Origin of the sequence: Microbacterium sp. (genome assembly GCF_047971895.1) — a bacterium.
Classification (GTDB): domain Bacteria; phylum Actinomycetota; class Actinomycetes; order Actinomycetales; family Microbacteriaceae; genus Microbacterium.
In genome coordinates, this window is sequence record NZ_JBKEAF010000062.1 from 1 (window position 1) to 19,986 (window position 19,986).

The 19,986-nt window shown below is 70.5% G+C and carries 19 protein-coding genes and 2 pseudogenes; 13 read left to right on the forward strand and 8 right to left on the reverse strand.

The features are described 5' to 3' along the window. The 5 genes from ACK5IN_RS05105 to trpS all read left to right on the forward strand — a co-directional run. A partial coding sequence (locus tag ACK5IN_RS05105; RefSeq protein ID WP_416895128.1) for an FAD-binding protein occupies window positions 1–918 on the forward strand: 918 nt, incomplete at its 5' end. Continuing rightward, complete coding sequence (locus tag ACK5IN_RS05110; protein WP_416895129.1) at window positions 918–1,685, forward strand: succinate dehydrogenase iron-sulfur subunit; 768 nt, start codon at window positions 918–920, stop codon at window positions 1,683–1,685. The genes ACK5IN_RS05105 and ACK5IN_RS05110, both read left to right, overlap by 1 nt. Before the next feature lie 27 nt (window positions 1,686–1,712). Further along, entirely contained in the window at window positions 1,713–2,936 is a 1,224-nt protein-coding gene (locus ACK5IN_RS05115) for a YihY/virulence factor BrkB family protein (protein ID WP_416895130.1), read from the forward strand. Between the two features lie 39 nt (window positions 2,937–2,975). Beyond that, a complete protein-coding gene (locus tag ACK5IN_RS05120; RefSeq protein ID WP_416895131.1) occupies window positions 2,976–3,824 on the forward strand; it encodes an exodeoxyribonuclease III in 849 nt (282 codons plus the stop codon). A gap of 40 nt (window positions 3,825–3,864) precedes the next feature. Continuing rightward, window positions 3,865–4,869 (forward strand): tryptophan--tRNA ligase, encoded by a 1,005-nt coding sequence (trpS, locus tag ACK5IN_RS05125; RefSeq protein ID WP_416895132.1) that lies wholly within the window; start codon window positions 3,865–3,867, stop codon window positions 4,867–4,869. A 116-nt stretch (window positions 4,870–4,985) separates the two neighbouring features. On the opposite strand, the gene ACK5IN_RS05130 is transcribed toward trpS, so the two are convergent. Then, on the reverse strand, window positions 4,986–5,864 hold the full coding sequence (locus ACK5IN_RS05130; RefSeq protein ID WP_416895133.1) for a type IV toxin-antitoxin system AbiEi family antitoxin domain-containing protein: 879 nt from the start codon (window positions 5,862–5,864) through the stop codon (window positions 4,986–4,988). A 178-nt stretch (window positions 5,865–6,042) separates the two neighbouring features. On the opposite strand from ACK5IN_RS05130, the gene ACK5IN_RS05135 reads away from it, so the two are divergent. After that, window positions 6,043–6,585, forward strand: a complete 543-nt coding sequence (locus ACK5IN_RS05135) for a GNAT family N-acetyltransferase (RefSeq protein ID WP_416895134.1) — start codon at window positions 6,043–6,045, stop codon at window positions 6,583–6,585. Then, entirely contained in the window at window positions 6,483–7,343 is an 861-nt protein-coding gene (locus ACK5IN_RS05140; protein WP_416895135.1) for a DNA-formamidopyrimidine glycosylase family protein, read from the forward strand. Before ACK5IN_RS05135 ends, ACK5IN_RS05140 begins: the two co-directional genes overlap by 103 nt. A gap of 3 nt (window positions 7,344–7,346) precedes the next feature. On the opposite strand, the gene glpK is transcribed toward ACK5IN_RS05140, so the two are convergent. Together glpK and ACK5IN_RS05150 are read right to left on the reverse strand one after the other, a co-directional pair. After that, window positions 7,347–8,885: a glycerol kinase GlpK gene (glpK, locus tag ACK5IN_RS05145; RefSeq protein ID WP_416895136.1), complete on the reverse strand. Its 1,539-nt coding sequence runs from the start codon at window positions 8,883–8,885 to the stop codon at window positions 7,347–7,349. Between the two features lie 27 nt (window positions 8,886–8,912). Next, on the reverse strand, window positions 8,913–10,679 hold the full coding sequence (locus ACK5IN_RS05150) for an FAD-dependent oxidoreductase (RefSeq protein WP_416895137.1): 1,767 nt from the start codon (window positions 10,677–10,679) through the stop codon (window positions 8,913–8,915). 312 nt (window positions 10,680–10,991) lie between these two features. On the opposite strand from ACK5IN_RS05150, the gene ribD reads away from it, so the two are divergent. Genes ribD through ACK5IN_RS05175 form a run of 5 tightly spaced genes read left to right on the forward strand, consistent with a single transcriptional unit; the run spans window position 10,992 to window position 14,793 of the window. Beyond that, window positions 10,992–12,041, forward strand: coding sequence for a bifunctional diaminohydroxyphosphoribosylaminopyrimidine deaminase/5-amino-6-(5-phosphoribosylamino)uracil reductase RibD (gene ribD / locus ACK5IN_RS05155; RefSeq protein WP_416895138.1), 1,050 nt, complete (start codon window positions 10,992–10,994; stop codon window positions 12,039–12,041). After that, window positions 12,041–12,664: a riboflavin synthase gene (locus ACK5IN_RS05160; protein WP_416895139.1), complete on the forward strand. Its 624-nt coding sequence runs from the start codon at window positions 12,041–12,043 to the stop codon at window positions 12,662–12,664. Before ribD ends, ACK5IN_RS05160 begins: the two co-directional genes overlap by 1 nt. Further along, a complete protein-coding gene (gene ribA, locus ACK5IN_RS05165) occupies window positions 12,661–13,938 on the forward strand; it encodes a GTP cyclohydrolase II (RefSeq protein WP_416895140.1) in 1,278 nt (425 codons plus the stop codon). Before ACK5IN_RS05160 ends, ribA begins: the two co-directional genes overlap by 4 nt. Further along, a complete protein-coding gene (ribH, locus tag ACK5IN_RS05170; protein ID WP_416895141.1) occupies window positions 13,935–14,408 on the forward strand; it encodes a 6,7-dimethyl-8-ribityllumazine synthase in 474 nt (157 codons plus the stop codon). Before ribA ends, ribH begins: the two co-directional genes overlap by 4 nt. Window positions 14,409–14,439: 31 nt before the next feature. Next, complete coding sequence (locus ACK5IN_RS05175; protein ID WP_416895142.1) at window positions 14,440–14,793, forward strand: Fe-S protein; 354 nt, start codon at window positions 14,440–14,442, stop codon at window positions 14,791–14,793. Window positions 14,794–14,818: 25 nt separating this feature from the next. Here ACK5IN_RS05175 and ACK5IN_RS05180 read toward each other — a convergent pair whose 3' ends face one another. From ACK5IN_RS05180 to ACK5IN_RS05195, 4 genes and pseudogenes are all read right to left on the reverse strand, one after another. Next, window positions 14,819–17,290 (reverse strand): CDP-glycerol glycerophosphotransferase family protein, encoded by a 2,472-nt coding sequence (locus tag ACK5IN_RS05180; protein ID WP_416895143.1) that lies wholly within the window; start codon window positions 17,288–17,290, stop codon window positions 14,819–14,821. Between the two features lie 56 nt (window positions 17,291–17,346). After that, window positions 17,347–17,742, reverse strand: coding sequence for a type II toxin-antitoxin system VapC family toxin (locus tag ACK5IN_RS05185; RefSeq protein WP_416895144.1), 396 nt, complete (start codon window positions 17,740–17,742; stop codon window positions 17,347–17,349). Beyond that, window positions 17,742–18,005 (reverse strand): type II toxin-antitoxin system Phd/YefM family antitoxin, encoded by a 264-nt coding sequence (locus ACK5IN_RS05190; RefSeq protein ID WP_416895145.1) that lies wholly within the window; start codon window positions 18,003–18,005, stop codon window positions 17,742–17,744. The genes ACK5IN_RS05185 and ACK5IN_RS05190 overlap by 1 nt, the downstream gene beginning before the upstream one ends. A gap of 22 nt (window positions 18,006–18,027) precedes the next feature. After that, window positions 18,028–18,282: pseudogene (locus ACK5IN_RS05195) on the reverse strand (ABC transporter); the annotation flags it as partial. Between the two features lie 12 nt (window positions 18,283–18,294). Between ACK5IN_RS05195 and ACK5IN_RS05200 the strand changes: the two are divergent. Continuing rightward, window positions 18,295–18,618, forward strand: a pseudogene (locus tag ACK5IN_RS05200) (amidohydrolase family protein); the annotation flags it as partial. A gap of 270 nt (window positions 18,619–18,888) precedes the next feature. On the opposite strand, the gene ACK5IN_RS05205 reads toward ACK5IN_RS05200, so the two are convergent. Then, on the reverse strand, window positions 18,889–19,881 hold the full coding sequence (locus tag ACK5IN_RS05205) for a VOC family protein (protein WP_416895146.1): 993 nt from the start codon (window positions 19,879–19,881) through the stop codon (window positions 18,889–18,891). Between the last annotated feature and the right edge of the window lie 105 nt (window positions 19,882–19,986).

Genomic DNA, 19,986 nt, shown 5'->3' on the forward strand with positions numbered 1-19,986 from the left:
CTCGCCCCGCGCGACATCGTCAGCCGCTGCATGGTGCAGGAGGTCGCCGAGGGACGCGGCGCGGGCCCGCACAAGGACTACGTGCTGCTGGACTGCACGCACCTGGGCGCCGAGGTGCTCGAGACCAAGCTCCCCGACATCACCGAGTTCGCCCGCACGTACCTGGGCGTCGACCCGGTCGTCGAGCCCGTGCCGGTGATGCCCACCGCGCACTATGCGATGGGCGGCATCCCGACCACCAACGACGCCGAGGTGCTCGCCGACAACACGACCGTCGTCCCGGGCCTGTACGCCGCCGGCGAGTGCGCGTGCGTGTCCGTGCACGGCTCGAACCGGCTCGGCACCAACTCGCTGCTCGACATCAACGTCTTCGGCAAGCGCGCCGGACGCAACGCGGTGGAGTACGTCAAGACGGCCGAGTTCGTGCCGCTGCCGGACGACCCCGCCCGCGAGGTGCGCGAGCTGATCGAAGGCCTGCGCGACAACCCCGGCACCGAGCGCATCGCCGTGCTGCGCAAGACCCTGCAGGACGAGATGGACCGCAAGGCGCAGGTGTTCCGCACCGACCAGTCGCTGTCCGAGATGCTCGACACGATCGAAGAGCTGCGCGAGCGGTACCGCAACGTGCACGTCGACGACAAGGGCAAGCGGTTCAACACCGACCTGCTCGAGGCCGTCGAGCTCGGGTTCCTGCTCGACATCGCCGAGGTCGTCGTCTACGCCGCCCGCAACCGCAAGGAGAGCCGCGGCGGCCATATGCGCGACGACTACCCGAAGCGCGACGACGAGAACTACATGAAGCACACGATGGCGTACCTGTCGGGCGACCCGCACTCATCGCACCCGAACGACCACATCCGGCTCGACACCAAGCCCGTCGTCGTCACGCGATACCAGCCGATGGAGAGGAAGTACTGATGTCTGCGGTCGTCGCCATGGAAGACGTCGTCGAAGAGGCGCCGGAGACCGGTATCCAGTCCTTCCTCGTCACCTTCATCGTCCGCCGGTTCAACCCCGAGGTCGACGAGGAGCCGCGCTGGGTCGACTACGACGTCGAGGTGTACTCCACCGACCGCGTGCTCGACGCGCTGCACAAGATCAAGTGGGAAGTCGACGGATCGCTGACCTTCCGCCGGTCGTGCGCCCACGGCATCTGCGGCTCCGACGCCATGCGCATCAACGGACGCAACCGGCTGGCCTGCAAGACCCTCATCAAGGACCTCGACATCTCGCAGCCGATCTACGTCGAGGCCATCAAGGGCCTGCCGCTGGAGAAGGACCTCGTCGTCGACATGGAGCCGTTCTTCGCCTCGTACCGCGAGGTGCAGCCGTTCCTCATCGCGAACTCGAAGTCCGAACCCGGCAAGGAGCGCATCCAGTCGATCGCCGACCGAGAGGTCTTCGACGACACCACCAAGTGCATCCTGTGCGCGGCGTGCACCTCGTCGTGCCCTGTGTTCTGGACCGACGGGCAATACTTCGGGCCCGCCGCGATCGTCAACGCGCACCGGTTCATCTTCGACTCGCGCGACGACGCCGGCGACGCGCGCCTCGACATCCTCAACGACAAGGAGGGCGTGTGGCGCTGCCGCACGACCTTCAACTGCACCGAGGCGTGCCCCCGCGGCATCGAGGTCACCAAGGCGATCGCCGAGGTCAAGCAGGCCGTGCTGCGCGGCGCCTGACGCGCACCCTGTCGTAGTCTGAGGGTCGTGGCCGACAAGCGCAGCCGCTCCGAACCCGGCGCGGCACCCCTGCCCAGCGCCGCCGACGACTCGTGGCGCGCCCGCTGGGAGGCCACGCAGACCGCTCTGAAGGAGCGGTTCGACGAGCCGCTCGCCCGTGCCACCGCGATCACCCAGCGCACGATGGCGTGGTTCCCGGTGCGAGTGTGGCGGCACTTCTCGTGGCACAACGGGCTCCTGCTGGCCGCGAGCATCAGCTACCAGTCGCTGTTCGCCATCTTCGCCGTGCTGTACGTCGCGTTCGCCACCGTGGGCATCTGGCTCGGCGGCAGCAGCGCGGCGATCAACCAGGTGATGGACCTGATCAACCACTGGATCCCGAACCTCATCAGCGAGACCGGACTCGTCAAACCCGAGCAGGTCGAGGCCGTTGCCCGCCAGAGCGGCGGGGTGCTGGCCGTCACCGGTGCCGTGGCCGTGGTCGTGGCGATCTGGACCGCGATCGGCTTCGTCACCTTCACGCGCCGGGCCGTGCGCGACATCTTCGGCCTGCCGTACGACCCGCGGAACTTCCTGCTGCTGAAGGCTCACGACCTGCTGGCGGCGCTCGTGTTCGGCGCCACGCTGATCATCGGCGCGATGCTCGCCACCCTGACCTCCGGCGCCCTCGACGTCGCGCTCTCGTTCATCGGCATCGACCGCCATTCGCTGTGGTCGCAGCTCGGCGTGAAGAGCCTGTCGATCCTGGTCGCCGTCATCGTCAACACCCTCGCCCTGGCCGCCCTCGTACGCTTCCTCATCGGGGCCGACCTGCCGTGGCGCACCATCTGGCGGGGTGCACTGCTCGGCGGGATCGCCGTCGCCGCGCTGCAGGTGCTCACCGGCGTGCTCTTCCGCTACACCCCCGCCAACCCCCTGCTGCTGTCGTTCTCGGTCCTCATCGGGTTCCTGCTGTGGTTCCGGCTGGTCAGCATCGTGATCCTCCTCTCCGCGGCGTGGATCGCGGTGACGGCGAAGGATCGCCGCATCCCCATCGTGCGCCTGAGCGAGACCGACCGCCGCGCCGCCGAGCAGCGGGCGCTCGTCACGGCCGCGCGTGTACAGCTGCGCATGGCCGAGCAGAAGCGCACGATCGCGCCCTGGTATCGCGCGTGGAGCGCCGACCGCGAGGTGCAGCGGGCACGTGCGACCCTCGCCGCCGCCGAGGCATCCCCTCCCCCGGCGGCCGTGCAGGGCTCGCTGTTCGCCTGATCTCGTCCCGTGTCGGAACCCACGGCTAGGGTGGACGTCGTGTCTCACCGCCTTCGCATCGCCTCGGTCAACGTCAACGGCATCCGCGCCGCCGCGCGCAAGGGGATGGGCGAGTGGCTCGCCGGGGCCGAGGTTGACATCATGGCGCTGCAGGAGGTGCGGGCCACCGCCGAACAGCTCGCCGAGGCGCTGCCGGGCTGGCGGCTCGTGAACGACGAAGCCCTCGCGAAGGGCCGCGCCGGCGTCGCCATCGCCGCCCGCACGCGCGGGGTCGAGATGCGACGGGGGCTCGGCGACGACGCGGTCGACTCGGCCGGCCGCTGGATCGAAGCCGACTTCGACGTCGACGGCGAACGGGTCACGGTCGTCAGCGCCTACGTGCACACGGGTGAGGTCGACACGCCCCGGCAGGACGACAAATGGGCCTTCCTCGACGCGATGGAGGAACGGATGCCGCAGCTCGCCGCGACCACGCCGCTCGCCCTGATCATGGGCGATCTGAACGTGGGGCACCGCGAGCTCGACATCCGCAACTGGCGCGGCAACCGCAAGAAGTCCGGCTTCCTGCCGCGCGAGCGCGCGTACCTCGACCGCTTCCTCGCGCCGGCCGGCGAGACGGTCGACACGGTGGACGGCGCGCAGGGCATCGGGCTCGGGTGGGTCGATGTCGGGCGTCGCTTCCACGGCGAGGTCGACGGGCCGTACACCTGGTGGTCGATGCGCGGCCGCGCGTTCGACAACGACACCGGGTGGCGCATCGACTACCACCTCGCCACGCCGGCGCTGGCAGACCGCGTCACCGACTACCGCGTCGTGCGCGCCCTGTCGTGGGACACCCGCTGGAGCGACCACGCGCCGGTGATCGCCGACTACACGTTCGGGGCCTGACCCGGCGGCCGGGCCGGCATCCGCTCCCTAGACTGGGAGCATGACCAGACCGCGCCTCTATTCGGGAATGCAGCCCTCCGCCGACTCGCTGCAGATCGGCAACTATATCGGGGCGCTCATGCAGTGGCGCGAGCTGCAGGAGTCGTACGAGGCGTTCTTCTCGGTCGTCGACCTGCACGCCCTGACCCAGCCGGGCGAGCCCGGTGAGCTGCGCGAGAAGACGCGCCGCACCGCCGCGCAGTACATCGCGGCGGGCATCGAGCCGGCAAAGTCGACACTGTACGTGCAATCGCACGTACCCGCGCACGCCGAGCTGCAGTGGGTACTGTCGACGATCACCGGCTTCGGCGAGGCCGGGCGCATGACCCAGTTCAAGGACAAGTCGCAGCGGTACGGGGCGGATGCCACGAACGTGGGACTCTTCACGTACCCGGTGCTGATGGCCGCCGACATCCTGCTCTACCAGACCGACATCGTGCCGGTCGGCGACGACCAGAAGCAGCACGTCGAGCTCACCCGCGACCTGGCCGAGCGGTTCAACAACCGCTGCGGCAAGGCGTTCACAGTGCCGATGCCAGTGATCCAGCGCGACACCGCGCGCATCTACGACCTGCAGAACCCGACCGCGAAGATGTCGAAGTCCGCGGAATCGGATGCCGGCGTGCTGTGGCTGCTCGACGACCCCGCAGTGTCGGCCAAGAAGGTCATGCGCGCGGTCACCGATTCCGAGGGGTCGGTGCGGTACGACCGTGAGAACAAGCCCGGCGTGTCGAACCTGCTCGTGATCTACGCCGCGCTGACGGGGCGGCAGATCCCGGCGATCGAGGACGAGTACGCGAGCCGCGGCTACGGGGACTTCAAGAAGGGTCTGGCCGAGGTCGTCGTGAACGAGTTCGGGCCGGTGCGCACGCGCGCGCTCGAGCTGCTCGACGACCCGGCCGAGCTCGACCGGGTGCTCGCCGTGAACGCCGGGCGTGCGGCCGCCGTCGCCGATGCGACCCTGGCCGACGTGTACGACAAGGTCGGCCTGCTGCGCCGCGGCTGAGGGGCGCGACGGCCCCCGACCCCAGCCGCCCGGCCCTCGCCGCACTGGCTGCCCTGCGCACCGGCGTGCCCCGCAGCAGCGCAGGCTGCATCGACACTCGAAGGCGTCTGAGGTACCTACCGCGCGGTTCGAGCCTGCGTTGTTGCTCCGCGGCGCGCGGCGAGCGCGCCGCGAAGCGCATCCCGTACGAGATTCGGCCGGTTCAAGATCTGGTGCGCCGTCGGACGGAGCGTGACGTAGCTCCGGGCCGCGAGCGCCAGGTCGCGCTCGCGATCCTTCACCTGCTGCGCCCACGAACTGTGATGCTCCTTGCTGTCGCACTCGATGACCAGCCAGCCGTCCACCAGCAGATCGACCCGGCCGACATCGTCGATCCGAACCTGCAGGTCGACGTGGCAGCCGAGCTCCCGGACGAGCAGCCGCATCAGGGTCTCCGGTCCCGACTCCGCTCTGCCGTCCACGAGCGTCAGCAGCCGCCAGTATCGCTTCGACAGCGTGGCAAAGACCGCCTGCAGCTCGTCGATCGTGACCAGCCCGAGGTGCACAGCACTGTCGATGGCGGCCACCGCGTCACGCCACGGCTGACAGGTCACCGAATGGATGAGCGCGTCGAGAACCCCGACGCCTGTGGCACGGGCGTCGACCGGGGCGCGCAGCGGCATCCAGTGCAGCACCTGCAGCCGACGACCCCGCCGGGCCAGCGGGGTGCGCAGGTCGTACGCCGCGCGCATGCGCCCGGCAGTGCGCGCCATGTGCACGTGGACACGTGTGTTGCCGCGCACGAACACGCCGTGCGCGGCGAGCACGGACAGACATGTGAGGCGGCCGCCGATGCGGACCGCCATGATGGCTTCATCCGGGGCATCGGCGGGCAGGTACTGGTTGCGGCGTGCGCGCACGAGCGTTCCCGCCGCAAGGGCTCGATCGATGGCACCGCGGCTCATCCCGGCCGCATGGAGGTCGGCCCGGGTCAGGACGTGGAGGTCAGGAGTCATGCGACCACTGTCCGCGCTGCGCAGGCCCGCGCGGCGCCCTTCGCCGCATCCGTGGAGAACTCCCGCCCGCTCCACGGGCTGTGGAGGAACAGACCCCGCAGCAATGCAGGCTCGTTCGGCGGATCGCCCCGTCGCGGCATGCCTGCGCACGGTTCAGCCTGCATTGGTGCAGCAGGGGATGGGTCGGGCCTCCGAGGACTTCGTCCCCCAGGTGGCCGGCGAGTGGACCGCCGGCACGCATATGACGTGGGCCGTGCGCGAGAGCGGACCCCTGGCCGGCGTGATCGGCCTGTATCGCCTCGACGGGAAGGGCACCGGCGAGCTCGGCTCCTGGGTCGCCCGCCCCGCGCGCGGGCGCGGCATCGTCACCGAGGCCTCGCGAGCCGTGCTCGACTGGGGGTTCGCGACCGAAGGGCTCGACCTCGCGCGCATCGAATGGATGGCGGTGGTCGGCAACACGGCGTCGGCCCACGCCGCACGGGCACTCGGGTTCCGCTACGAGGGACTGCGCCGGCAGGGGCTGGTGTCGCGTGGACGCCGCTCGGACGGCTGGATGGCCGCCCTGCTGCGCACCGACGACCACACTCCCCTCTCCGCTCGGCGTGGAAGGATGATCCCATGCCCGAGATGCCCGAGGTGCAGGGACTCATCGAGTTCCTGCGCGGGCGCGTCACGGGGCTCCCCATCACCGGCCTGTCGGTGGCGAACATCGCCGCGCTGAAGACGTACGACCCACCGATCGAGGCGCTGAAGGGCGCCGAGCTCACCGACGTCACCCGGCACGGCAAGTTCATCGACCTGGTGACCACCGACGCGCACCTCGTCTTCCACCTGGCCAAGGCGGGCTGGCTGCGCTGGTACGAGCACCTGCCCTCGACGACCATCAAGCCCGGCCGCACGCCCATCGCGCTGCGCGTGGCGCTCGGCGACGGCTCGGGGTTCGACCTCACCGAGGCCGGGACGAAGAAGTCGCTGGCCGTATACGTCGTGCGCGCGGCATCCGATGTTCCGGGCATCGCCCGCCTGGGTCCCGATCCGCTCGACCCGGCGTTCACGCGCGACGCGTTCGCCGCCCTGCTGGCGGGCCGCCGCACCCAGATCAAGGGCGTGCTGCGCGATCAGTCGATCATCGCCGGGGTCGGCAACGCCTACTCGGACGAGATCCTGCACGCGGCGCGGATGTCGCCGTACGCCCTCGCCGCGACCCTGGCAGACGACGACATCACGCGACTGCACACGGCGATGATCGACACGCTCACCGAGGCGACCGCGACCGCGGCGGGCCGGCCGCCGGCCGAGCTCAAGGACGCCAAGCGCCGCGGCATGCAGGTGCACGGCCGCCGCGACGAGACGTGCCCGGTGTGCGGCGACGAGGTGCGCAGCGTGTTCTTCGCCGACAGCAGTCTCGAGTACTGCCCCGGCTGCCAGACCGGCGGCAAGATCCTCGCGGACCGGCGCCTCAGCCGGCTGCTGAAGTAGCCGTCAGCCGTCGGCCGTGCCGGCCAGCAGCCGCGCGTCGTCGTCGACCCAGTCCAGCGACTTCGATACGGCCTTCTGCCACTGCCGGTAGCGCCGCTCGCGCTCGTCGGCGTCCATGCGCGGCGTGAAGCGCCGATCCTCCTGCCAGTGCGCACGCAGCTCGTCGCGGCCCGCCCACAGCCCCGTCGCGAGCCCCGCCGCATAGGCGGCACCCAGCGCCGTCGTCTCTACGACCCGCGGCCGCACGACCGGCATACCGAGGACGTCGGCCTGAAACTGCATGAGCAGATCGTTGCGGGTCATCCCGCCGTCCACCCGCAGCTCGTCGAGCCGGGTGCCGGTGTCGGCCTGCGCCGCGTCGATGACGTCGCGCGACTGGAAGGCCGTGGACTCCAGCGCGGCGCGCGCGATGTGCGCACGGTTCACATAGCGCGTCATACCGACCAGTGCGCCGCGCGCGTCGGGCCGCCAGTACGGGGCGAATAGCCCCGAGAAGGCGGGCACGAAGTAGGCGCCGCCGTTGTCGTCGACGGACGCCGCGAGGCCCTCGATCTCCTCGGATCGCTGGATGATGCCCAGATTGTCGCGCAGCCACTGCACGAGCGAGCCGGTGACGGCGATCGATCCTTCCACGGCGTATCGGGCGGGCTCGTCGGCCACCCTGTATGCGACGGTCGTCAGCAGCCCGTGCTGCGATCGCACGATCTGCTCCCCCGTGTTGACGATGAGGAAGTTGCCGGTGCCGTACGTGTTCTTCGATTCGCCGGCGTCGAATGCCGCCTGACCGAAGGTGGCCGCCTGCTGGTCGCCGAGGATGCCGGCCACGGCGACGCCCGCGGCCACGGCGGGCACCTGCACCTCGCCGAGCACCTCGGATGACGAGCGGATCTCGGGCAGCATCGATCGCGGGATGTCCCAGACCTCGAGCAGTTCGTCCGACCAGTCGAGCGTGCGCAGGTCCATCAGGAGCGTGCGGCTGGCGTTGGTGACGTCGGTGACGTGGATGCCACCCCGAACACCGCCGGTGAGGTTCCAGACGACCCACGTGTCGGGCGTGCCGAAGAGCAGCTCGCCGCGTTCGGCGGCGGCGCGCGCCCCGGCGACGTTGTCGAGGATCCAGGCGATCTTCGACGCCGAGAAGTACGTCGCCGGCGGCAGTCCCGTGATCTCGGCGAACCGGTCGGCACCGCCGTCGCGCGCGAGCGCATCGATGCGCGGCTGGGTGCGGGTGTCCTGCCACACGATCGCGTTGTGGACGGGGTGCCCCGTGCGCCGGTCCCACACGATTGCGGTCTCGCGCTGGTTGGTGATACCGAGGCCCGCGATGTCGTCACCCGACAGCCCGGCCCGTGCCATGGCCGACGACAGCACCCACTCGGTGTTGGTCCAGATCTCGACGGGGTCGTGCTCGACCCAGCCGGCCCGCGGGAAGATCTGCTCGTGCTCGCGCTGCGCGGTGCCGACGATCCGCCCGTGCGCGCCGAACACGATGGCGCGCGTCGATGTGGTTCCCTGGTCCAGCGCCAGCACGTGTTCCGCCACGCGGCCTCCTCACTCGGTGTATGCCTGTCAGGCTACCGGTGTGGCCGCCGGCACCGCCCGGCCCACCGCGGCCCGGGCGCGGTCGATCTCGGCGCGGCGGGCCGCGGCATCCCATCCCCGTTCGCCGGCGATCGCGTCGGCGACCTCGGCGGCGGCGTCCGGGCCGGCGGCGCCGGTGAAGGCGAGCGAGGTGCGCCGCAGCAGCATGTCCTCGAGGTGCACGACCTGCTCGTGCCGGGCGAGGTGGCGCAGCTCGCCGGTGGAGTAGCCCGGGGCGTGGTGGAGCGGGGCATCGGCGGGATCGGTCACGATCGACGCGATGACCCGCTCGGCGACGGTGCCGTAGCGGTCGAGCAGTACCGCGGCGCGCTCGCGCCCGACGATCGCGCCGTGCGTGTCGAGCCAGCGCTGCCGCCCACGCTCGGTGGTCGGGTAGCCGAGGCCACCGCCGATCGGTACGCCCTTCGTCGAACGCCGGCGCGGCCGGGACAGAGCCTCCAGCGCACGATCGGCCAGATGCTCGGCCGAGGCGCGGAAGGTGGTCCATTTGCCGCCGACGAGGCTCAGCACCTGCGGTGCGGCCGGGTCATCGGCCAGCCGCTGCGCCTCGATGCGGTAGTCGCGGGAGACGAACCCGGGGGCGAGGTCGCCGTGCCCGGGCAGCGGCCGCACGCCGGCGAAGCGGTAGACGATCTGCTCGCGGTCGACGGAGATGCCGGGGAAGACATGCGCGATGAGCGCGAAGAAGTAGTCGACCTCGGCCTCGGTGCACACGATCGGCTCGCGCATGTCGTGCTCGAGGTCGGTGGTGCCCACCAGCACGCGGCCCTTCAGCGGGTAGATCAGCACGATACGCCCATCACTGTGCTCGAAGAACAGCTCACGCCCGGCTGTGGCCGCCAGCAGCTCGGGATGGTCCAGCACGATGTGCGAGCCCTTCGTGCCGCCCATGTACGCCGTGGGGTCGCCGAGGGCGAGGTTGGTGAGGTCGGTCCACGGTCCCGAGGCGTTGATGACGACGGATGCCGCGAACGGCAGATCAGCTGCACCGCTCCCCGAGCCTGTCGAGGGGCGCAGCACGACCCGACTGCCGTCGACCCCCACCGCGGCGGTGTAGTTCGCCGCGCGCACTCGCTCACCGCCCGCGGCGATCCCGTCATGCAGCAGGTCGAGCGCGAGGCGCTCGGGGTCGTGCAGCGAGGCGTCCCAGTAGGTCGCCGTATACTTCACATCGCGGTTGAGCTGGGGAAGGTCGCGCAGCGACTGTGCACGCCCGCGGAACTCGTGCCGCGGCACCGCTGCCCGGCCGAAGAGCCCACCGCCGCGCGAGAACGAGTCATAGATGACCAGGCCGATCTTGATGAGCAGTGCGCCGCGCTCGGTGGGCCGCCCTGCCCCGTGCCGCAGGAACCGCAGCGGCGCGCCGAGGATGCCCGAGAATGTGGAGAAGATCGGGATCGTGGTCTGCAGCGGCCGTACGTAGTGCGGGGCGATCTGGAGCAGACTGTTGCGCTCTGTGACGGCCTCGTGCACGAGGCGGAACTCGCCGTTCTCGAGGTAGCGCACACCACCGTGGATCATGTGCGACGAGGCGGCAGACGCCCCACTGACGAAGTCGCCGCGTTCGACCAGCACCACGTCGACGCCCTGCATCGCCAGGTCGCGGAAGGTCGCGATCCCGTTGATCCCGCCGCCCACGATGAGCACATCGGCATAGGGTCGCGCCGCGAGCGCGGCGAACCCCCCAGCGGCCGGCGTGGCGGCCGACTCGTCTGCTGCGGTGAGCTGCGGCATCCCTTCCCCTTCCCCTCCCAGGCTACATGCCCTCGGCGACAGCGGTCGCCCGCGGGAGCGGGAATGAATCCGGGTTGCCACGGTTGACTACACTGGAACACGACGTGCTCCGGGGTCGGTGAGAATCCGAACCGGCGGTGAGAGTCCGCGAACCCGACGCCCTCGCGGCGGCGAGTCGATCCGGTGGAATTCCGGAACCGACGGTGATGCGCTGGAGACCAGCGCGAGTCCGGATGGGAGGCAGCACGGGTGTCGCGCACAGTCGTGGCACCCCTCCCGCGTATCCCCGGGGCCCGAGGGCGAGGACGGGGCATGACGCACAGCGACATCGAGCACACGGCGATGGGCCGTGCCCTCGCGCTCGCGCAGCGCGGACCGCGCGGGGTCAATCCACAGGTCGGCGCGGTGATCCTCTCACCCTCGGGCGACGTGATCGCCGAGGGCTGGCACCGGGGCACCGGCACACGGCACGCCGAGGTGGATGCACTGTCGCAGTTGCCGGCCGGCGCCGCACGCGGCGCCACCGCGGTGGTCACCCTCGAGCCGTGCAATCACACCGGGCACACCGGCCCCTGCAGCGAGGCACTCATCGAGGTCGGCATCGGCCGGGTCGTATACGCCGTCGACGACCCGGGACTGCACTCCCACGGCGGCGCCGACCGCCTGCGCGCCGCCGGCGTCGACGTCGCGCCGGGACTGCGCGGCGACGACGGGCGGGCGCTGCTGGACTCGTGGCTGACCGTGCAGCGCCTCGGCCGCCCGCACGTGACGGTCAAATGGGCGCAGAGCCTCGACGGGCGCGCCGCTGCCGCCGACGGCACGAGCCAGTGGATCACCGGACCCTCCGCCCGCGAAGACGTGCACCGCCGCCGCAGCCAGGCCGACGCGATCGTCGCCGGCACGGGCACGGTGCTCGCCGACGACCCCGCACTGACGGCGCGACGGCCCGACGGGTCGCTGTACGAGCAGCAGCCGGTACCCGTCGTGCTCGGCGCCCGGCCGATCCCGGACGATGCGGCCGTGCACCGCCACCCGCAGCCTCCCGTGCTGCACACCGACCACGACCTGCCCGCACTGCTGGCCGACCTGCGCGTGCGCGGCGTGCAGCGGCTCTTCGTCGAGGGCGGTCCGACCGTCGCGAGCGCGTTCGTGCGCGCGGGGCTCGCCGACGAGCTGCTCGTCTATGTGGCGCCGACGCTCCTCGGCGTCGGGCCCGACGGCGCCGACCGGCCGGCGCTCGGCGCACTGGGCGTGCGCACCATCACGGAGCAGCGGCGCATCGCCGTGGCATCCATCCAAAGACTCGGCGACGACCTTTTGATCGTTGCCCACCCCGCACCAGGCGCAGAGGAGACAGGCTGATGTTCACCGGAATCGTCGAAGAGCAGGGCCAGGTCACGGCCATCGCACCGTCGGGCGACGGCGTGCGGCTCACGGTGCGCGCCCCGAAGGCGGTGACGGATGCCACGCACGGCGCGTCGATCGCGGTCAGCGGCGTATGCCTCACGGTCGTCGACCAGGGCGACGACTGGTTCACCGCCGACGTCATGAAGCAGACCCTCGACATGTCGACCCTCGCGCTCCTCGAGACCGGCGGTGCCGTCAACATCGAGCGGGCGATGGCCGCCGACGGACGCCTGGGTGGGCACATCGTGCAGGGGCACATCGACGGCACCGGCGAGGTGCTCGAGGTGCGCCCCGGCGACCAGTGGCGGGTGCTGCGCATCTCGCTTTCCCGAGCCCTGGCCCCGCTCGTCGTCGACAAGGGGTCCATCGCCGTCGACGGTGTGTCGCTGACGGTCAGCGTCACCAGCGACGAATGGTTCGAGGTCTCGCTGATCCCCGAGACGCTCGCCGCCACGACCCTCGGCGAGCGCACGCCCAGCGACCGGGTCAACCTCGAGACCGACATCCTCGCCCGCCACGTGCAGCGCCTGCTGGCGTTCGCACCGTCCCACCCCACCGAAGAAGGAGGCTCGCGATGAGCCTTTCCCCCATCGACGACGCGCTCGACGCGCTGCGCGCCGGCCGCCCCGTCATCGTCGCCGACGACGAGAATCGCGAGAACGAGGGCGACATCATCCTGTCGGCCCAGCTCGCCACCCCCGAGTGGCTTGCCTGGACGATCCGCTGGTCGAGCGGCTTCCTGTGCGCGCCCATGCCCGCCGAATGGGCCGACCGCCTCGACCTGCCGCCGATGGTGGCGGTCAACGAGGACTCACGGGGCACCGCCTACACGGTCAGCGTCGACGCGGCCGACCGCGTATCGACGGGCATCAGCGCCGCCGACCGGTCGCACACGCTCAACGTCCTCGCCGATCCCGACGCCACCCCCGCATCGGTGATCCGCCCCGGACACATCCTGCCGCTGCGCGCGGTGGAGGGCGGCGTGCGCGAGCGCGCCGGCCACACCGAAGCGGCGGTCGAGCTCATGCAGCTCGCCGGGCTGTCGCCCGTCGGCGCGATCGGCGAGGTCGTCGCCGAGGACGGCAGCATGATGCGCCTGCCCGGGCTGCTCGAGATGGGCGAGCGCGAGGGCGTGCCCGTGATCACGATCGAGCAGCTGATCGCGCACCTCGAACGGGTGTCACCACACGAGGTGTCCGTCCATTCGGCGCACCGACGCCGTGTGAGCCTGCGCGCCGAGTCGTCCGTGCCCACGGCGCACGGCGCGTTCCGCTTCCTCGCGTACAAGGACCGCGTCACCGGCACCGACCACCTCGCTGTCGTCTCCGGCGACCTCCCCGATGACGCACCCCTGGTGCGAGTGCACTCCGAGTGCCTGACCGGAGAGGCGTTCGGGTCGCTGAAGTGCGAGTGCGGCCCGCAGCTGGATGCGGCGCTGGCCGAGATCGAGCAGCATGGCGGGGTCGTCGTCTACATGCGCGGGCACGAGGGGCGCGGCATCGGGCTGATCAACAAGCTGCGCGCGTACAGCCTGCAGGAGCGCGGACTCGACACGGTCGACGCGAACCTCGCCCTGGGGCTTCCGGCCGACGCACGCGACTACGCGGCGGCCGCCGGCATCCTCGCGGACCTCGGCGTCGAACGTGTGCGGCTCATGACGAACAACACCGACAAGACCAAGCGCCTGCGCGAACTGGGGCTCGACGTGGTCGAGCAGGTGCCGCTGATCGTCGGTGTCGGACCGAACAACCACCAGTACCTGCAGACCAAGCGGGATCGCATGGGCCACATCATCGGCGACGACGAGCTCGCCGACGCGCTGGCCCACCTGAAGGAAGGAACCGGAGCGTGAGCGGCAAGGGCGCACCACAGCAGCGGGAGGTCGACGCGACCGGCCTCGACATCGTCATCGTCGCCGGGCAGTGGCACGAGACCATCGCCGACGGACTCATCGCCGGCGCGGTGCGCGCGGCCGAGGCCGCGGGCGCGCGGCACCGGGTCGTGCGCGTGCCCGGGTCGTTCGAGCTGCCGGTGGTCGCGAAGGCGGCGCTGGAGGCTGGCGCGGATGCCGCGGTGGCGCTGGGCGTCATCATCCGCGGCGGCACGCCCCACTTCGAGTTCGTGGCCGCCGCCGCCACCGACGGTCTCACGCGGGTCGCCCTCGACACCGGCAAGCCCGTCGGGTTCGGCGTGCTCACCCTCGACGACGAGCAGCAGGGGCTCGACCGGGCGGGCCTGCCCGGCTCGCACGAGGACAAGGGCTTCGAAGCGGCGGATGCGGCGATCCGCACCGCGCTGGCCGTGCGGGAGCTGCGGGGCTGACCTTCAGTCACACGCAAGGTACGCTGGGGCCATGGAGATTCTGCGGCACATCGTCGTCTACCTGCACATCATCGGCTTCGCCGTCCTGTTCGGCTCGTGGCTGGTCGAGGCCGTCGCGCGCCGCGTGCGGTTCACCCCGCTCATGACGTGGGGCATGGTGATCGCGCTCATCACCGGCCTGGTGCTGGCGGCACCGTGGCCGGCGGGCATCGAGATGAACTACACCAAGCTCGGCGTCAAGCTCATCCTGCTGATCGTCATCGGCGCGCTGCTCGGCATCGGCGGGGCACGCCAGCGCAAGCAGAAGACGCTGTCTCCGGCGCTGTTCTGGATCGTCGGCGTGCTCGCGCTCGTCAACGCGGGGATCGCGGTGCTCTGGCGCTGATCCGCGCGCGTCGTCCGGCCACCGGTCACCGGGGGTCGGCGACCGCCGCGAACTCCGCCATCACCGCGGCCGTGTAGGCCTCGGCGTCGAGGTGACTGGCCGGGACGTCGCCGTCCAGGAACGCCGTCATCCCCGCGGCGAGCGCCGCATCGTCCTGTGCGACCACGTGGATCGCGCCCGGTGGCAGGGCGTCTTCGACCGATGCGAACGCCGTCGACACGATGGGCAGATCGCTCAGTGCCGCCTCAAGCAGCACCATGGGCTGGCCCTCGTAGTTGCTCGACAGCACGAAGCAGTCGGCTGCGGCCAGCAGCGGGTACGGGTTGCTGCGCGATCCGGCCAGGAACGCGGCATCCGGCAGTCCTTCCCGCTCGATCAGCGTGCGCAGCTCGTCCTCGAGGGGGCCGGAGCCCACGATCAGCAGCCGGGTGTCAGGCCGTTGCCGGTGCACCGCGGCGAAGGCCCGAATGAGCCGCGCGTGGTTCTTCTCGGGCGACAGGCGCCCGACGCTGATGAACCAGGTCGCGTCGCCCGCGGCGAGCTCGGCGAACCACTCGGGCCGCGGCTCGCCCTCGTCGAGCACGCTGGACAGCGGCAGCCGGATGCCGGTAGCCGCCCGCTCCACGTCGGGCAGATTCCGCACGGTGCGGAAGCGCACGCTCGGCGCCGAGCCGGCCAGCTGCACGCGGTTGAGCTCGGTGAGGCTCGGCGACACCGACACGAGCTGCTCGTAGTGCCTGTACAGCGCGAAGACGAGCCCCAGGCTGCGGTGCATGCGCGCCCTGCCGCCGACGGTGCGATTGCGGTCGGCGACCATTTCGTTGTGCAGCCAGATGGCGTGCGTGGTCGCCGGAGCGTGCAGCACCAGGTTCGCCCAGAACGGGCTGTACCCGCTGAAGTCGGCTGCCCAGTCGAAGCGGCCCGAGCCCAGCACGCGGGTCCACTCGTCCTCCCACAGGCGCAGATGCCACTCCGCCGCGCGCGGGCCGAGCGGCGTGCCGCGCCAGTCGTTGCGCCGGCGTCGCAGCTGCACGGCCTTCGACCCGTTCATGCCGCCGATGCGGAAGATCTGTCGCACGTGCGCGGGAACCCGCAACTGGTTCGCCCGCGCGGCCGGCGACTGGGCGTAGCCCATCACCGCGGTCACGTCGTAGCGCTGCGGGTCGAGCGCGCTGAGCAGATTCAGCGCCGAGGTGGTGATGCCGTTGGCGCGCATGCCGCCGAGGTGGAACAGCAGCCGGGTGCGCCCGTCGGTGCGCGCCCGGCGCACCCGGTAGCCCGACTCGTGGCGGCCGAACACGATGTCGACGATGCGCTCGGTGGCGTGACCGTCGTCGAAGGGCACGAATCTATCGGCCCACTCGTCGTAGCGTTCGTGCTTCGCACCGTCCTCGATCAGGGTGCGCAGTGCCGCGCCCACCTCGGCGGGGTCGGAACCCACAGGCCCGGGCAGCTCGTCGAGCGGCAGGTAGGTGCCCCGCGACTCCTGATAGTCGGTGGCGTCGGGCGTGAGGAACGCGATGGGCCGGCCGGTGGCCAGGTAATCGAAGAAGATCGACGAGTAGTCGGTCACGAGCGCGTCGGCGGCGCCCAACAGCACGTTGGCCGGGATCGCGTCGGGCACCAGCACGCGGGCCAGCGCCGGGCGGGTGGCGGCGTGCCGGTGCACGACCTGGTGGGTCTTCAGCAGCACGATGTGCTCGTCGCCGAGCGCCTGCTGCAGTGCGTCGACCTGAGCGGCCAGCGCATCGACGTCGCGATCGGGCCAGCTGAACGACGCCCCGCGCCAGGTGGGGGCGAACAGCACGATCCGCCGGTCCCCGAGCGCCAGCCCGCGACGCGAGAGGTCACGGCGCACCTGCTGCGTCTGGGCGGGCGTCAGCCGCTGGCGGTCGATGCGCGGGTAGCCCTCTTCGACGATGCGACCCTGGTAGATGTTGCGCAGACGGTACGCGCCTTCGTACATGGTCTCGGCCATGAACGGGTTGGCCGCTAGCAGGTAGTCGGCCGACAGGAGATTGCGCAGCGTGTTCGCCGACTGGTGCGCACCGTCGGGCATGTCGAAGCCCATGTGCTTGAGCGGCGTGCCGTGCCAGGTGTTGAGATACACCTGGCCGGGGCGCTTGCCGAACGACGGCGGGAACGTCGCGTTGTTGACGAGGTAGCCGCTCGTCGACAGGGCGGCGATGTACGCATTGGTGCCGCGCACGACGTGCCGCACCCGCGGGTGGGCACCGAACTCGGCCTCGAACCGCGCGATGGCGGCACGGTCGCTGATGACCCAGACATGCTGCAGGTGCAGGTAGTCGGGGTGATCGAGCAGGTTCCGGAAGATCGCCTCGGGGTTGCAGCCGACCGCGTTGCCGGCGAACGACTCATACAGCACCTGATCGACCTGCACCGGCCGCGACCGCCAGAACGCGGCCCGCTCGGCGCTCAGCGCGAGGCGGGCACGCTTGGCGATCTTCACAGCGACAGGGGGAAGGGGCAGAGGCACTCGATCGAGTGTAGAGCGGATGCCTACGAGCCCACCGAGAAGCAGGTGGGCGCGCGTCAGGCGGGCGCGCTGATCGCGAGCCCGAGAGCGGCAGCGGCCTGAGCCATCCGGGCGTCGTAGGTGATCACGGTCTCGATCTCGTCGCCGAGGATGAGTGCAGTGGCAAGATGCACGGCATCGAGACTGCGGACCTCGACCGGATCGAGCACACCTGCGGTGTCAAGCACTTCGGTCGTCACATCGACGATCACGAGTCTCGCCAGCACGTCGCGCGCTCGCGCCATCGCACCGGCATCCACGTCTCCGCGACGTGTGGCACGCAGGAGCTCGGTGCGCACGATGCTGCTGGTCACGAGCTCGATGTGACTCCCATGGAGCCACTGCCGCAAGGCCGAAGACTCCGGCTCGGGAACGACAAGCTTCACCAGCGCCGATGTATCGGCGTAGTGCATCAGTAACGCTCCTCATCGCGTCCTCGCTGAACCACAGAGCTGAGTTCGCCTACCCCCACCGGGCCCGGCAGGTCGGCGAGTGGTCGCAGAGGCGGGCGTGCGCGCCCTGACGTGATGAGAGTGTCGATGGTCGTGCTCGCCAAGGGCGTGAGACGCGCGACGGCACGCCCGCGGTCGGTGATCGTGATCGACTCGCCCGCAACGGCGCGGGCAACCACAGCCGACGCGTTCTGCTTCAGTGCACGAATACCGACAGTCTCCATGTTCTACATAGTAGCACTTTGCTCAATCCAGGAACAGGGCGCGCAGTCGCTTGGTGGTGAACACGGGTCCGACCGCGATCATGACGACGTCGTAGAGCACGTGCCACCACATGCCCGCCGTCAGCACGCCGGTCGTGAACCCGCACACGAGCTCGACGCCGTGCCACAGCGGGAACGCCATGACGATGCCCTGCACCCATTCGGGGTACACGGAGATCGGGTACAGCGTCGCCGAGAACAGGAACATCGGCAGCAGCACGAAGTTGATCCAGTCCATGCCGGCACCACCGTGTTCGTACAGGCGCTGTCGTCGGGCCTCCTGCAGCGGCATCCGGGGCTGCGGCTGATCATTCCGCACGGTGGCGGGGCGGTGCCGTACCACTGGGGGCGATTCCGCGGCGTGGCCGCCGACCCGGGCCAGGACCTCGACGGCACGATGGCGCAGCTGTGGTTCGACACGTGCGTGTACCACCAGGCGGGCATCGATCTGCTGTTGGAGGTCGTGCCGCACACGCAGATCCTGTTCGGCTCCGAGATGATCGGAGCGGTGCGCGGGCGGGATGCCTCGACCGGCCGCTACTGGGACGACACCAAGCGCTACCTCGACGAGGCCGACCTGTCGCCCGCCGACCGCCGCGCGATCTTCGAGGGCAACGCGCGCCGCGTGTACCCCACCTGGAGTCCTGGCTTCCCGCGGCCTGAGCCCCCGGCATCCACCCCGCCCCTCTACCCCCGCCCCTCCGTACGCCGAAACTTCTGTTACGCCGAAACTCCTGCTACGCCGAAACTCCTGTTCTGGCGTAGTCAGGCCACGGCGGGCAGCGATCTTCCTGCCTCGGCCAGATCAGGAGTTTTCGGTGGCTGGTGGGGGCCGGCGGCCGGGTCAGTGGCCGGCCAGGGCCGCCCGGTCGATCTCCTCCTGGTTCTCGACGAACGGCGTGCCGTGCGTGTGGAAGGTCGCGACGGTCTTCATGCCCCACGCCTGCCCCTTGGCCCGCTCGGCCTGACTCCATTCGACGACCGGCCAGTCGGGGTCGACGATGAGGCGCGCCTGCGCGTTGGCGAACTCGATGCGGTTGCCACCCGGCTCCCACACGTACAGGAAGAAGGTCTGGTTGATGGCGTGCTTGTACGGGCCGTACTCGATGTAGACGCCGTTCTCGAGGCAGATGTCGGCGGCCTTCAGGATGTCTTCGCGCGAGTCGGGAGCGAAGGCGAAGTGGTGGAAGCGGCCGCGCGTTCCCGTCCAGTCCTCCGAGTACACGACGTCGTACGACTTCTGGTGGAACCGGAACCACCAGGCGGCGTAGCCGCCGGCATCCAATCGCACGCGCTCGGACTCGCGCGACTTCATCACGTCGCGCCAGAACTCCCCCGCCGCGTTCACGTCGGCGGCGAGGTAGTTGATGTGGTCCATACGCCGCGCGTTGATGCCGCGGCCGGGGTACGCCGAGGCCTGGTTCTTCAGCGCGGGCCGGTCCTCGTCGTCGGGCACGTAGTGCTCGGTGTCGTAGTAGAGCGCCATGACGTGCCCGTCGGGGTCTTCGAACTCGTACGAGCGGCCGACGCCGACCTCGGGCTCGCGCCAGCCGTGCCCGAGCCCGGCGGTCTCGATGGCGGCCACGCGACGATCGAGTGCCTCCGGCGACGTGGCACGGAACAGCGTGCGCCCCACGCCGTTCGTGTCCGACGCAGTGAGCTTGAGCGTGTAGAGCTGGTACTCGTCCCAGCAGCGCAGGTATGCCGAGTCGCCGATGCGGGCGACCTCGCGCATCGCGCAGATGTCGCGGAAGAAGTGCAGGCTCTCCTCGAACTTGGGGGTGAACAGCTCGACGGCGCCGAGGTGGGCGAGGTCGAAGTTCTCACTGGTGGCCATGGTGTCCTTTCTCAGGTGGGGTCGGGGCACATCGGAGTCGAAGGCACCGCTCGGGTACTCGGTAGACGTGGGTCCGTCGGTGACCAGATCGCCGCGGCATCGGCA

Coding starts and splice junctions, on each gene's coding strand:
- ACK5IN_RS05110 (WP_416895129.1), top strand. CDS start 918: ATGTCTGCGGTCGTCGCCATGGAAGACGTCGTCGAAGAGGCGCCGGAG.
- trpS (WP_416895132.1), top strand. CDS start 3,865: ATGACCAGACCGCGCCTCTATTCGGGAATGCAGCCCTCCGCCGACTCG.
- ACK5IN_RS05130 (WP_416895133.1), bottom strand. CDS start 5,864: ATGACTCCTGACCTCCACGTCCTGACCCGGGCCGACCTCCATGCGGCC.
- ACK5IN_RS05135 (WP_416895134.1), top strand. CDS start 6,043: ATGGGTCGGGCCTCCGAGGACTTCGTCCCCCAGGTGGCCGGCGAGTGG.
- ACK5IN_RS05140 (WP_416895135.1), top strand. CDS start 6,483: ATGCCCGAGATGCCCGAGGTGCAGGGACTCATCGAGTTCCTGCGCGGG.
- ACK5IN_RS05150 (WP_416895137.1), bottom strand. CDS start 10,679: ATGCCGCAGCTCACCGCAGCAGACGAGTCGGCCGCCACGCCGGCCGCT.
- ribD (WP_416895138.1), top strand. CDS start 10,992: ATGACGCACAGCGACATCGAGCACACGGCGATGGGCCGTGCCCTCGCG.
- ACK5IN_RS05160 (WP_416895139.1), top strand. CDS start 12,041: ATGTTCACCGGAATCGTCGAAGAGCAGGGCCAGGTCACGGCCATCGCA.
- ribA (WP_416895140.1), top strand. CDS start 12,661: ATGAGCCTTTCCCCCATCGACGACGCGCTCGACGCGCTGCGCGCCGGC.
- ACK5IN_RS05175 (WP_416895142.1), top strand. CDS start 14,440: ATGGAGATTCTGCGGCACATCGTCGTCTACCTGCACATCATCGGCTTC.
- ACK5IN_RS05185 (WP_416895144.1), bottom strand. CDS start 17,742: ATGCACTACGCCGATACATCGGCGCTGGTGAAGCTTGTCGTTCCCGAG.
- ACK5IN_RS05190 (WP_416895145.1), bottom strand. CDS start 18,005: ATGGAGACTGTCGGTATTCGTGCACTGAAGCAGAACGCGTCGGCTGTG.
- ACK5IN_RS05205 (WP_416895146.1), bottom strand. CDS start 19,881: ATGGCCACCAGTGAGAACTTCGACCTCGCCCACCTCGGCGCCGTCGAG.